Genomic DNA, 12,574 nt, shown 5'->3' with positions numbered 1-12,574 from the left:
ATTCCTCAGAACTAGGTCAGAAAAGACTTAAAATGCGTTCGCACATCTTCAGCGTTGACCGCTTCTCCATGCCCAACATGCCATCTTTTCAAATCCATCGCTAACAGTACATTCATGCTTGACCGCAAGGCCTCAAAGTCTTCCACAAAGAAATGAAACTTGGGTTTTGGCGAACCAATGAGGTTCAAAAGTGAAGTATTCATGATGACATCGCCAACCACTACTTCCTCCTCTTCATGATCGATGATACTGATCGAACCTGAGGTATGTCCGGGTGTCAATAACGCCGTGGCATTTACACCAAACTCAGTGAGGGAGAGCTCTTTCTGCTCCATGATTATTGAGGGAGTAAACGGGGGAGTTCTGAATAGGCTAACCACTGGTTTAGCAAGTCTTCCCATTAGGTTGTGTGGACGTAGCGACTTTGACGAACCATCATTTTCATTGGCATGAATCAAGGTAGGAACATCGATCAAAGTCCTTAATTCAGCAGTAGACCCGCAATGATCAGCATGAAGATGGGTATGAATAATTAGGCGCAAGGTTTTGGGATCAACACCTAATTCTTCCATTGCCTTCAGCAGTCGCTTCCCCTCCCCTGCGCACCCGGTATCAATGAGAATGGAATTCCCTTGAGAGGTGAGTACAAAGGCGTTGGAGAATCTGAGTTTGATGGTGTGGATCATTGGAGGAATCTACGGGATGATATCACCCCCGCGTAAATCCAAATCTACACCTAAACACAAAAGCATGCCTATTCAAATCAACAGGATCTTGATTAATCAATGGAATGCCATATTGATATTGGGCTGCTAGATCGATGTAGTATTTACGTCTTGGCCTCACTAACAAATTCAATGACGCGGTGGGTACACCTTGTACAAATGACTCTCCACTCGCGTTGAGGTACTTTGCTCCTAATCCCGTATTTAAAGAAAGGCCAATTCTTTTCAGTGCGGCGAGGCTGCGGTCTGATTCGAAGGATGCAGACCAATCGCCACCGTCATAGCTATTGAAAACAGCTCCGTATGAGCGCATGAAATGTCCGCCTAGTCTTGAACCTTCCGGCCAGTATCTTACATAATAGTAGCCGAAACCAAGGCTTGGTAAGTTGCCATTGCGCACCTCAGTTGAAGGACCCACGGTGTGGTAGTTGAACTGGCGATAAAAGTCATAGGTTGGTTGGATCATAGCGATCTCTTGCTTTGTGAATCCGCTGGAGGCAATCCAGTCTTCCAAGATGGAGATATCCATGTCGTAGATATAGTCGTACTGGTGACGATCGTTGATGGCTTGAGCGGCAGCTTCTCCCGCTGTCTCTTTCACCAAATACCCAACAGCACAGTAGGTTCCTTCCGAATCAATGAAACACGGTTTTCTCCCCTCGAAAGCTTCGTTCATTGGGTAGGCCTCACCATCGATGTATTCAGACAAAAGAGCCAGCAAAGCCAATCGCCGCTCCTTGATTTCTGCCGGGTACTCATTGGATGATTGGGTCAGGTAGTCGCGTACATAACTCAAGTGAGCTCGTACTTTTTCGATATCCCCCAACCGGGCGAGCTCATTATCTGAAAGGTGACCCAAAGACAAATCCCCGATGATGGGATTCAATGTAGTATCAACAGAGTCAGGGTTTTCCGGCGTAGAAGATTCTGCACAACCAAGGAGCAGAAGAACAAGCAATGTGAAAAGCGATAGTCTCATGGTATGGTTTCTTTCCTTTTTGATGCATCCAGGTGTAAAATTCCATAACCAAGATACTCACATCATTTACTCCAATTCTTCGGGTTGTCTCGAATATACTTCGAAACTTGCTCTCGTCTTTGCTTTCTGAAAATCGTCTCTGAATAGAATCCTCGTTGCCATGCGAATTGAACTTTCTTCTTTTTCATTTTCGAAACGAAGGTGGCTTTGAGAACTGAAATAGCTTTAGGCATCCCCTCTTTCAGATGCCCAAATTGATTAGCGCCGTTTTTATCCAGATGTTCCCCATCAATCACAAGCAAAAAGTGAATGTGATCAGGCATGATTACATATTCTTCAATCCGCACATACGGTAATCTCCCAGGTATAGAATGAAGGTGTTCCTCAAATTGCCTTCCTATGGATGAGGGCCTCAGCTCTCCATTTTCTATAGCGCCGAAATATTTTCGACGGTCTTTGCAATTGATCGTAATGAAATGGGTTCCTGATGAAGAATAATCGAACCATTTGAGACGCGTTGTTTGTCTGTTGTGCATATCGCAAACTACACGGCTCGAACGTAAACGACTGTCTAATAAACGTTTATAAACGTTTAAAGGCACGCATGCGTGCCCCTATCATGTCTTTCACGGCACACCGTTAAGGGCACGCATGCGTGCCCCTATCATATCCTTCTCGGCGTACCGGTAAGGGCACGCATGCGTGCCCTTATCATGTCCTTCACGGCGCACCGTTGGGCACGCATGCGTGCCCCTATCATATCCTTCACCGCGTACCGTTAAGGGCACGCATGCGTGCCCCTATCATGTCCTTCACCGCGCCGTTAAAGGCACGCATGCGTGCCCCTATCATGTCCTTCACCGCGCCGTTAAGGGAACGCATGCGTGCCCCCTATCATGTCCTTCACCGCGCCGTTAAGGGAACGCATGCGTGCCCCCTATCATGTCCTTCACCGCGCTCCTTTAAGGGCACGCATGCGTGCCCCTATCATGTCCTTCACCGCGCCGTTAAGGGCACGCATGCGTGCCCCCTATCATATCCTTCTCCTCGCACCGTTAAGGGCACGCACGCGTGCCCCTATCATGTCCTTCACGTCGCACCGTCAAGGGCACGCATGCGTGCCCCTATCATGTCCATCACCATACCCGTAGCGCCTGCATGGGTGGTCACAAACATCGATGCTTTCGCACCGGCTTCTCGTCGCTGAACCTCATCTGTGCGTAGACGGTTGATCACCTTGTCAAACGATGATTGGTCGTTGATAGACCAGGCCGCACCTTCTTTAATCAATCCAATCGCTTCGTTGAACTTCTGGTACTTCGGACCGAACACTACAGGTACACCATAAGCTGCTGCCTCGAGGGTATTGTGTATTCCCGCACCGAAACCACCACCGATGTAGGTGATATCGGCTTCCTTATAAATACGACCGAGCAGACCTATTTGATCAACGATCAACACCTGGCATTCTGGGGAAGCAGGTGTCAATTGAGAATAGCGAATAGACTTTCCTTCAAACAGTGACTCGATACTTTCGATATGTCCCTCGTTTACTTCATGAGGAACCACTACTACCTTCAACTCAGGGTCTTTCGCTAGATAACTGGCCATGAGCTTTTCATCCGGTCCCCAGCTACTTCCCATGACCAAGCAAGGTTGGTCATTGACAAAGCCTTTGACCGGATCAACAGAATGGGCATTCTCTGCCAAAGTGATCACCCGATCAAATCGCGTATCGCCAGCTACTTTGGATGGTATCCCATGCTGTTTCAATAACTCACGACTATCCTCGGTCTGCACGAAAAGTGCGTCCATCTGCTTGAGTTGCTTTCTGAACCAAGCACCCCAAGGTTTGAAAAAGACTTGAGAAGGACGAAATATTCCGCTCACCAAAATAAGCGGAACGCGTTCCGCCCGGAGGGCTTGAAAATGATGATACCAAAACTCGTACTTGACCCAAATTGCCAGCGAAGGCTTCATCATCGAAACCAACTTTCGCGCATTTGACGGGGTATCTAGCGGCAGGTAAATGACAGCATCCGCTCCTTTCCAATCTTTTCGAATCTCATAACCACTGGGGGAATAGAAGCTCAAGACAATCTTGCGATTTGGATACTGCGCCTTCACCGCTTCAAGTACAGGTCTGCCCTGCTCAAACTCGCCTAAACTCGCACAGTGCATCCATACTGCGCCCTCACAATCTCTTAGAATTTCGCGGTAACGTTTCTCCCAATTCCTTCGTCCGGCCACCCATTTGTGGGCCTTTGAATTGAAAGGAGAAATGGTACGAATGACCGCCCCGTACAACCGAACACCTAAAGAATAAATGAGGCGCATCAATCGTAGTAGTATTCTCTGCCGGTGCGCTTGTAGATATGGATCACCCAACCTGCGCGGACACCAATCAGCATGTCGAAACGTGCTTGGTCATCCACCGTTTGAGTATCGAAGTTGAAATCACGACGACCTCGCGTAAAGGCTTGATACGACTCAAAACCTACGTAGAAATTAGCCAGACGATTGTCGCTCATATGGTAGTAACCCACGAACTCAGATAGCGCCAAACCATTGGTCAAGCGATCATAACCTTTGAGGTATTCGTCTTCAAGCTGAGTAATCGTGTGAATCTGATTCTCAATACGAATCTTGTGTTGCATGAAACCAATGCCCCCTTTGATCAAGATTCCCGAGTTCGGATTGGTTTTCTTCAATGAAAACAGTTTCCCTCCGTTCGCTGTAACCATAAAGCCACGTTCTTGAATCAAAATTTCAGAAATCTCACCTTGGTTAGAAATGATCTCGCCATTCTCGGTCAACAGGTTTTGCAACAGGCCTGGTTCGGTGACATCGGTTCCGAAAATGTAAACACCCTCTACGCCGTAAAACCAGTTCTTGTCGTCTTTGATGTGAAAGCTCAATCCAATGCTGGAGTTATTCCCGAAGCGTTGCGCCATATCACCTGCCGGAATCTGGTATCCGTAGTTGAATGAAATTTGAGGAGAGAATACCAATGAGTCTGCTACGTTTCGCTGCGCTAGCGCGGAATTGGACAGCAATAATACCCCAAAGGTCAATGTCAAAAATGAGAGAATCGTTTTCACCTTCATACTTCTGCGAAGTTAGTGAGTATCCATGAACCGTTGACAGTGGGTAAATCATTGTTAACGAACCCTTGGGTCTGTTACAATTGACGTATATTCGCCGCGATTTCATCCACCTATCATATGAGTGATATCCAAATGGTTGACCTCAAGGGTCAATACAACCGCATCAAGTCACAGATTGACAGTGCAATTCTTGATGTTGTTGCCTCTTCTGCCTACATCAACGGACCAGAAGTAAAGAAATTTCAAGCCGAGCTTGAGGAATTCCTCAGCGTGAAACACGTGATTCCATGTGCCAATGGAACGGATGCGCTTCAAATCGCATTGATGGCTCTTGGATTAGAACCTGGAGATGAGGTGCTCACACCGAACTTCACCTTCATTGCTACACCTGAGGTTTCAGCTTTGTTGAACCTCAAACCGGTGATTGTCGATGTGACCGAAGATTCATTCGTCATCGACCCTGAAGACATTCGTCGCAAGATTACTCCAAAGACCAAGGCTATTATTCCTGTTCATTTGTTTGGTCAATGTGCCAACATGGAGGAGATTCTAGCCATTGCCAAAGAGCATGGCATCGCTGTGATTGAAGATACAGCGCAGGCTATCTCTAGTGACTTCACTTTCAGCAATGGAGAGAAGCACATGGCAGGAACCATGGGTGACTTTGGATGTACGAGCTTCTTCCCTTCTAAAAACCTCGGTTGTTACGGAGACGGAGGAGCCTTGTATACGAATGATGACGAACTCGCTGCGAAGGCACGTCAGATTGCCAATCACGGAATGAAGGTTCGCTACTACCACAACATGGTAGGGGTGAATTCTCGTCTTGATAGCATCCAAGCGGCGATTCTTCGCATCAAGCTGCGCGAACTCAACGATTACTGTGATCGTCGTCGCAAGGCTGCTGACACTTATGACAATTACTTCGCGAATGTACCGGAGCTTACTACTCCATACCGCGACCCAAGAACAACGCATACCTTCCATCAATACACCCTTAAGGTGAAAGGTGCTGACCGTGACGCTCTGCAAAAACACATGATGGATAGTGGCATCCCAGCGATGATCTACTACCCTGTGCCACTGCACTTACAAGAGGCGTTCGCACATCTCGATGGAAAAAAGGGAGACTTTCCTACAACGGAAATGCTTTGTGAGCAGGTAATTAGCCTGCCAATGCATACAGAACTAACAGAGGAACAGCTGGAGCGCATTGCCACTACACTAATCAGCTTCCTTGAAAAAAATCGAAACCAATGAATATCGCCGTTATTGGAACAGGTTACGTAGGACTCGTTACGGGTACTTGCTTCGCCGAAACAGGAAATAACGTTGTATGTGTCGACATCGATAAAGATAAAGTCGATCGCATGCGCAATGGTGAAGTACCGATTTACGAACCACACCTTGACGTTCTTTTTGAACGCAACGTAAATGCCGGACGTCTACGCTTCACTACAGATATTGAAGAAGTTATTGAAGACGCCGAGATCATTTTCTTGGCACTTCCAACACCTCCAGGAGAAGATGGATCTGCTGATTTATCATACGTACTTGGAGTAGCTGATCACCTTGGCCGTATCATGAAAGACTACAAAGTAGTTGTAGATAAGAGCACGGTTCCTGTAGGTACAGCAGAGAAAGTTCGCGATGCCATAGCAGCTAACGCGAATGTTCCTTTTGACGTAGTCAGTAACCCTGAATTCCTTCGTGAAGGATTTGCAGTGGATGATTTCTTGAAGCCTGACCGTGTGGTTGTCGGAGTGAGCTCTGAACGCGCACGCAAGGTGATGGAAGAGCTATACAAACCTTTCGTACGTCAAGGGAACCCACTCATCTTTATGGATGAAAAATCAGCTGAGCTAACGAAGTACGCAGCTAACTCATTCTTGGCGACGAAGATCACCTTCATGAATGAGATCGCGAACTTCTGTGAGCTTGTTGGAGCTGACGTAGATAAGGTTCGTCTTGGAATGGGTACAGATACACGAATTGGAAAGCGTTTCCTTTTCCCAGGAATTGGATACGGTGGCTCTTGTTTCCCAAAAGACGTTCAAGCACTAGCGAAATCAGGACGTGAAGCTGGTCACGAATTCGAAATTCTCGAAGCAGTGATGGGCATCAACAATATGCAGAAGACGATTCTCTTCCCTGCGATCAAGGATTACTTCGGAGGAAACCTCAAAGGTGTAAAAATCGCGTTGTGGGGTCTTGCCTTCAAGCCGGAGACGGATGACATTCGTGAGGCACCGTCATTGTATATGATTGAGAAACTCACATCTGAAGGGGCTCAGGTAGTAGCCTACGACCCTGAAGCTATGGGTAACGTTGAGAAACTGCTCGGACATCGCATCACTTACGCAGAGAATGAATACGACGCATTGAATGGTGCAGACGCATTGTTGATCTGCACTGAATGGAGCATTTTCCGCAACCCTGATTTCAAAGCAGTTGCTGATCGATTGACTAACCAAGTCATCTTCGATGGTCGTAACCTTTACGATCTAGACAAGATGCGCGACAATGGCTTCCACTACAAGAGCATTGGTCGTGAAACGATCTATAACCGTTCGGAAGTTCCTACAAACTAATTGAATGAAACGAGTTCTTATTACCGGAGCTGCCGGTTTCCTTGGTTCTCACTTATGTGACCGCTTTATCGCTGAAGGTTGCCATGTTATTGGTATGGATAACCTGATTACCGGCGACATGAAGAACATCGAACACCTGATGCCTCTCGAACGATTCGAGTTCCATCACCACGATGTATCTAAATTCGTTCACGTGGCAGGAGACCTCGATTACGTACTTCACTTCGCCTCTCCAGCGAGTCCGATCGACTACCTGAAGATTCCTATTCAAACATTGAAAGTAGGCTCCCTAGGGATCCACAACTGTTTAGGATTGGCGAAAGCGAAGAACGCTCGCTTGTTGATTGCCTCAACTTCTGAAGTTTACGGTGATCCATTGGTACACCCACAAACAGAAGATTACTGGGGGAATGTAAACCCGGTAGGACCTCGTGGCGTTTACGACGAAGCAAAACGATTCCAAGAAGCCATGACCATGGCTTACCATACATACCACGGGTTGGAGACTCGCATCGTGCGCATCTTCAATACGTACGGACCACGCATGCGCCTTAACGACGGACGTGTACTTCCTGCCTTCATCGGACAGGCTTTGCGTGGAGAAGACCTCACGGTATTCGGTGACGGTTCTCAAACACGTTCATTCTGTTACGTAGACGACTTGGTAGAAGGTATTTATCGCCTACTTCTTTCTGACTACGCGCAGCCTGTGAACGTTGGAAACCCTGACGAGATCACTATTGGTGACTTCGCAGAAGAAATCATCAAGTTGACAGGTACAGATCAGAAAGTGATCTACAAAGACCTTCCAGCAGATGATCCGAAGCAACGTCAGCCAGACATCACCAAGGCGCGTGAGATTCTTGGATGGGAACCTAAGGTATCGCGTTCAGAAGGACTGAAGATTACTTATGAATACTTCAAGTCGCTTCCTCAAGAAGAACTCTACAAAAAAGAACATAAGAGCTTCGACTCTTACATTCGCTCCTGATGGATTACTTCGCACACGAAACTGCTGTTATTGACGAGGGCTGCCAAATTGGTAATGGAACCAAGATCTGGCACTTCTCACACATTATGCCGAATGCGGTGATTGGCCAAGGATGTAACATTGGCCAAAACGTCGTGATCTCCCCTGAGGTTGTGCTGGGCGATAATGTGAAGGTGCAGAACAACGTGTCGATTTATACAGGAGTAACATGCGAAGACGATGTATTCCTCGGACCAAGCTGCGTGTTTACCAATGTGATCAACCCAAGATCAGCTGTGAACCGCCGTGGTCAATATGCCACCACCGTAGTCAAAAAAGGCGCTAGTATTGGAGCCAACGCGACCATCGTGTGTGGAAATGACATTGGAGAATTCGCCTTCATCGGGGCCGGGTCAGTAGTGACCAAGCATGTCCCAGCCTACGCACTCATCATCGGAAACCCCGGTAAACAGTCAGGTTGGATGAGTGAATTCGGGCACAAACTTGATTTTAGTAATGACAATATTGCCGTTTGTCCGGAGAGTAACGACAAATACAAGCTGGAAAACGGAAAAGTCCATAAACTTGCACCAAGCAATTAGATGATGATCTACGACAAACTACGCAACAAAGAAGCCACGATGGCCGTGGTAGGACTAGGATACGTTGGACTACCAATCGCACTTGAGTTCGCTCGCGACATCAAAGTGATTGGTTTCGACATCAATCAGAAGCGCGTTGACATGATGCGCAACAACATTGACCCGTCGAATGAGCTTCCTTCATCTGCCTTTGAAGGATGTGACATTGAGTTCACGGCTGATATCGAAGACTTGAAGAAGGCGAACTTCTTCGTGATCGCGGTACCAACTCCGATCAACTCTAGCAACCAGCCTGACCTAGGTCCTGTTTTGGCTGCTTCACGCAGTGTAGGTTCTGCCTTGAAAAAGGGAGACTACGTGATCTACGAATCAACAGTATACCCAGGATGTACAGAAGACGATTGTGTTCCTGTTCTTGAAGAAGTTTCTGGACTAAAGTTCCATGAAGACTTCAAGGTAGGTTACTCTCCAGAGCGCATCAATCCAGGTGACAAGCAACACACAATCCGTACGATTGTGAAGGTTGTTTCTGGTTCTGACGAAGAAGCACTAGAAGAGATTGCGAAGACTTACGAGATCGTTATCGACGCCGGTGTTCACCGTGCGGCGAATATCAAAGTAGCTGAAGCATCAAAAGTGATTGAGAACACGCAGCGTGATGTGAACATCGCCTTGATCAACGAACTCTCAATCATCCTAAACCGCGTAGGTATCAACACCTATGATGTACTGGAATGTGCAAAGACAAAGTGGAACTTCTTGAACTTCACTCCTGGTCTTGTGGGCGGACACTGTATTGGTGTTGACCCTTACTACCTGACCTTCAAAGCGAAGAAACTAGGTTACCACGCACGAGTGATCAATAGTGGTCGTTACGTGAATGATAGCATGGGCTTCTACGTAGGTAAGCAAACAGTGAAGCGCATTCTTGATCAAGGAAAGAACATCCTCGACGCACGCGTTTTGGTAATGGGTATGACCTTCAAAGAAAACGTGAGTGACATTCGTAACTCGAAGGTGATTGATGTTATTCAAGAGCTTGATTCATTCTCGGTAAACGTAGACGTTGTTGACGTTCATGCTGATCCTGAAGAAGTGAAGCACGAGTACGATATCGATCTAGTAGCGGAGCCGGAAAAAGGTGGATACGATGCGGTTATTGTTGCCGTGAACCACAAAGAGTACATGGGCTTCGATCAAGATTACTTCAAGTCGCTCATGCGCGATGACAAAGGTGTCTTGGTTGATGTGAAGGGTATCCTTCGTGATGACATCACTGACCTCGTTTACTGGAGCTTATAATTCGAACAGCATATGACTTTTGAACGCACGATCCTCATCACCGGCGGTGCCGGGTTTATTGGGTCCCATCTGCTGCGTTTGATGGTCAACAAGTACCCGCAAACGCGTTTTGTCAATTTTGACGCGCTTACCTATGCGGGGAATCTTGCGAACCTTCACGACATTGAATCGAAGGAGAATTACATCTTCTTCAAAGGAGACATAACCTCTCCTTCCGATGTCAACGAAGCTTTTGACAAGTATGTACCTGACGGCATCATCCATTTAGCTGCTGAAAGCCACGTTGACCGCAGTATTGAAGATCCTTTGGCCTTCATTCGCACCAACGTACTCGGAACAGGAGTACTCATGAATGCTTGTCGCCAGCACTGGAAAGACAACTTCGAGGGCAAGCGATTCCACCACGTTTCTACCGATGAAGTATTTGGTTCATTGGGAGCTGAAGGTTTCTTTACTGAGACTACAGCGTATGATCCTCGTAGCCCTTACTCAGCTTCGAAGGCTTCCTCAGACCACCTTGTAAGCGCCTACCACCACACCTACGGCTTGCCAGTGGTGATTTCGAATTGCTCGAATAACTACGGAAGCCATCAGTTTCCTGAGAAGCTGATTCCATTGATGATTCGCAATATCATTCAAGAAAAACCGCTTCCTGTTTATGGTGAGGGTATCAATGTTCGCGATTGGCTTTTCGTTGAAGATCACGCTTCCGCCATTGATGTTATTTTCCACAAGGGAATCGAGGGCGAAACCTACTGCATCGGCGGTGAGAATGAGTGGCGAAACATTGACCTAGTGAAGCTTCTTTGCAAGGTAATGGACACGCTGTTAGGTCGTCCTGACGCTAGCGCGGAACAGTTGATCACCTTTGTGAAAGACCGCGCCGGACACGACTTGCGTTACGCTATTGATGCGACCAAGCTAGCTACCGAACTCGGCTGGAGACCTTCATTGACTTTTGAAGAAGGGTTGCGAAAAACAGCGGAGTGGTACCTCAACAACCAGGCTTGGTTAGAGGAAGTTACTTCAGGATCTTATCAAGAATACTACGAGCGTCACTACTTGAATCGCTAGAGTAGGCTATCTTTACAACATGTCGATCTTCACGAAACTATTCCGGAAGAACAAAGTGCTGGAGCCGATCGATCTTTCCCCGCTCAAGGTAGATATGCACTCACACCTCATCCCTGGTATTGATGATGGGTCACCTGACATGCGCACTACGCTCGACTTACTTCGTCGATTTGAAAAAGCGGGCTACAAGAAAGTGATCACTACTCCGCATATCATGAGTGATTACTATCGCAACACCAGCGCCATCATTCGCAGCGGACTAGAACGTGTTAAAGAACATGCTGCTAAAGCTGAAATCAACCTTGAACTTGACGCGGCGGCTGAATACTATCTCGATGAGCATTTCGACAAACTCATCGAAGCAGAAGATGTATTGACTTTTGGGAATAAAAACGTCCTTTTCGAGCTCCCATTCATGGCTGAGCCAGACATGCTCAAAAGCACCCTCTTCAAGCTTCAAATGGCAGGCTACAGACCAATCTTAGCTCACCCAGAACGTTACCCATACTGGCATAAAGAGCCACAGAAGATCAGAGACCTCGCAGACCGTGACATCCTGCTCCAAGTGAACATTGGTTCATTCACAGGCACTTACTCCCCAGGAGTCCAAAAAGCCGCTGAATGGATGGTCAAAGAAAACCTCGTTGACTTCATTTCCACAGATTGCCACCATCACGGGCACTTAGACCTTCTAGACCAAGCACGCCGTCTACCATCAATTCATGATGTCATGGCAAGTGGAAAGCTGAAAAACAGCACCCTTCTCTAGAAGAATGTGGAACCTGGAATGTTGAACGAAGCCTCTGCAATACGTTCGGTCATAACAGTCAATTACGTATCACAAGAGCAATAACCAGAACCAAACATAAGCCTTAAGCCATATGCCTTAGGCCTAGATTCCTAGTCTCCTACCTCCGCCAACTTCACCGTCAACCCATCCATATCATCTGCAAGATGGATTTGACATCCTAAGCGGCTATTGTCTTCAACGAAGAATGCTGAATCTAGCATGGCTTCTTCATCTTCAGACATTTCAGGAAGTTCGTGATCAGACTGGATGTACATGTGGCAAGAAGCACACATGGCCATTCCGCCGCATGTTCCTTCTACCGGGAGTTCGTAGCTTTTGCACAACTCCATCATGTTCATTCCCATATCTGTTGGGGCTTCTAGCTCATGAGATGTGCCGTCACGATCGACGACCGTTACTTTGATGATACTCAT

At 47.1% G+C, this 12,574-nt stretch carries 13 protein-coding genes; 7 read left to right on the top strand and 6 right to left on the bottom strand.

Features of this window, described 5'->3' with window-relative positions:
* Positions 1-11 precede the first annotated feature (11 nt).
* The 5 genes from RA156_RS01115 to RA156_RS01095 form a co-directional block, all read right to left on the bottom strand.
* Positions 12-686, bottom strand: coding sequence for an MBL fold metallo-hydrolase (locus tag RA156_RS01115; RefSeq protein ID WP_306642092.1), 675 nt, complete (start codon positions 684-686; stop codon positions 12-14).
* Positions 687-708: 22 nt separating this feature from the next.
* Positions 709-1,704: a hypothetical protein gene (locus RA156_RS01110; protein ID WP_306642091.1), complete on the bottom strand. Its 996-nt coding sequence runs from the start codon at positions 1,702-1,704 to the stop codon at positions 709-711.
* 62 nt (positions 1,705-1,766) lie between these two features.
* Positions 1,767-2,027 carry a hypothetical protein gene (locus tag RA156_RS16690; RefSeq protein ID WP_434064819.1) on the bottom strand — a complete coding sequence of 87 codons (261 nt, stop codon included), beginning with the start codon at positions 2,025-2,027 and terminating at the stop codon, positions 1,767-1,769.
* A gap of 766 nt (positions 2,028-2,793) precedes the next feature.
* The gene (locus tag RA156_RS01100) at positions 2,794-4,041 is read right to left on the bottom strand and encodes a 3-deoxy-D-manno-octulosonic acid transferase (RefSeq protein WP_306642089.1); all 1,248 of its coding nucleotides are present in this window, start codon (positions 4,039-4,041) and stop codon (positions 2,794-2,796) included.
* Positions 4,041-4,811 (bottom strand): hypothetical protein, encoded by a 771-nt coding sequence (locus RA156_RS01095; RefSeq protein ID WP_306642088.1) that lies wholly within the window; start codon positions 4,809-4,811, stop codon positions 4,041-4,043. Before RA156_RS01095 ends, RA156_RS01100 begins: the two co-directional genes overlap by 1 nt.
* 117 nt (positions 4,812-4,928) lie before the next feature.
* Between RA156_RS01095 and RA156_RS01090 the strand changes: the two genes are divergently transcribed.
* From RA156_RS01090 to RA156_RS01060, 7 genes are read left to right on the top strand one after another with little or no spacing between them, the layout of a single operon-like run.
* Positions 4,929-6,071: a DegT/DnrJ/EryC1/StrS family aminotransferase gene (locus tag RA156_RS01090; RefSeq protein WP_306642087.1), complete on the top strand. Its 1,143-nt coding sequence runs from the start codon at positions 4,929-4,931 to the stop codon at positions 6,069-6,071.
* Complete coding sequence (locus RA156_RS01085) at positions 6,068-7,402, top strand: UDP-glucose dehydrogenase family protein (RefSeq protein ID WP_306642086.1); 1,335 nt, start codon at positions 6,068-6,070, stop codon at positions 7,400-7,402. The genes RA156_RS01090 and RA156_RS01085 overlap by 4 nt, the downstream gene beginning before the upstream one ends.
* Before the next feature lie 4 nt (positions 7,403-7,406).
* Positions 7,407-8,393 (top strand): UDP-glucuronic acid decarboxylase family protein, encoded by a 987-nt coding sequence (locus RA156_RS01080; protein WP_306642085.1) that lies wholly within the window; start codon positions 7,407-7,409, stop codon positions 8,391-8,393.
* Positions 8,393-8,974 (top strand): acyltransferase, encoded by a 582-nt coding sequence (locus RA156_RS01075; RefSeq protein ID WP_306642084.1) that lies wholly within the window; start codon positions 8,393-8,395, stop codon positions 8,972-8,974. Before RA156_RS01080 ends, RA156_RS01075 begins: the two co-directional genes overlap by 1 nt.
* On the top strand, positions 8,975-10,276 hold the full coding sequence (locus tag RA156_RS01070) for a nucleotide sugar dehydrogenase (protein WP_306642083.1): 1,302 nt from the start codon (positions 8,975-8,977) through the stop codon (positions 10,274-10,276).
* 12 nt (positions 10,277-10,288) lie between these two features.
* Complete coding sequence (gene rfbB / locus RA156_RS01065) at positions 10,289-11,350, top strand: dTDP-glucose 4,6-dehydratase (RefSeq protein ID WP_306642082.1); 1,062 nt, start codon at positions 10,289-10,291, stop codon at positions 11,348-11,350.
* Between the two features lie 19 nt (positions 11,351-11,369).
* Entirely contained in the window at positions 11,370-12,119 is a 750-nt protein-coding gene (locus RA156_RS01060) for a tyrosine-protein phosphatase (RefSeq protein ID WP_306642081.1), read from the top strand.
* A 131-nt stretch (positions 12,120-12,250) separates the two neighbouring features.
* Here the strand turns inward: RA156_RS01060 and RA156_RS01055 are convergent, their stop codons facing one another.
* On the bottom strand, positions 12,251-12,574 hold the full coding sequence (locus tag RA156_RS01055; RefSeq protein WP_306642080.1) for a 2Fe-2S iron-sulfur cluster-binding protein: 324 nt from the start codon (positions 12,572-12,574) through the stop codon (positions 12,251-12,253).

Origin of the sequence: Sanyastnella coralliicola, assembly GCF_030845195.1 — a bacterium.
In the GTDB taxonomy this organism is placed as follows: Bacteria; Bacteroidota; Bacteroidia; order Flavobacteriales_D; family Sanyastnellaceae; genus Sanyastnella; species Sanyastnella coralliicola.
Note: the sequence above shows the minus strand (reverse complement) of the source record. Positions and strands in the feature narration are given on the sequence as shown.

Bases quoted from the DNA above. Each gene is read 5' to 3' on its own strand.
- rfbB (WP_306642082.1), top strand. From the start codon at position 10,289: ATGACTTTTGAACGCACGATCCTCATCACCGGCGGTGCCGGGTTTATT.
- RA156_RS01080 (WP_306642085.1), top strand. From the start codon at position 7,407: ATGAAACGAGTTCTTATTACCGGAGCTGCCGGTTTCCTTGGTTCTCAC.
- RA156_RS01055 (WP_306642080.1), bottom strand. From the start codon at position 12,574: ATGAGTATCATCAAAGTAACGGTCGTCGATCGTGACGGCACATCTCAT.
- RA156_RS01070 (WP_306642083.1), top strand. From the start codon at position 8,975: ATGATGATCTACGACAAACTACGCAACAAAGAAGCCACGATGGCCGTG.
- RA156_RS16690 (WP_434064819.1), bottom strand. From the start codon at position 2,027: ATGCCTGATCACATTCACTTTTTGCTTGTGATTGATGGGGAACATCTG.
- RA156_RS01085 (WP_306642086.1), top strand. From the start codon at position 6,068: ATGAATATCGCCGTTATTGGAACAGGTTACGTAGGACTCGTTACGGGT.
- RA156_RS01115 (WP_306642092.1), bottom strand. From the start codon at position 686: ATGATCCACACCATCAAACTCAGATTCTCCAACGCCTTTGTACTCACC.
- RA156_RS01060 (WP_306642081.1), top strand. From the start codon at position 11,370: ATGTCGATCTTCACGAAACTATTCCGGAAGAACAAAGTGCTGGAGCCG.
- RA156_RS01110 (WP_306642091.1), bottom strand. From the start codon at position 1,704: ATGAGACTATCGCTTTTCACATTGCTTGTTCTTCTGCTCCTTGGTTGT.
- RA156_RS01100 (WP_306642089.1), bottom strand. From the start codon at position 4,041: ATGCGCCTCATTTATTCTTTAGGTGTTCGGTTGTACGGGGCGGTCATT.
- RA156_RS01075 (WP_306642084.1), top strand. From the start codon at position 8,393: ATGGATTACTTCGCACACGAAACTGCTGTTATTGACGAGGGCTGCCAA.
- RA156_RS01095 (WP_306642088.1), bottom strand. From the start codon at position 4,811: ATGAAGGTGAAAACGATTCTCTCATTTTTGACATTGACCTTTGGGGTA.
- RA156_RS01090 (WP_306642087.1), top strand. From the start codon at position 4,929: ATGAGTGATATCCAAATGGTTGACCTCAAGGGTCAATACAACCGCATC.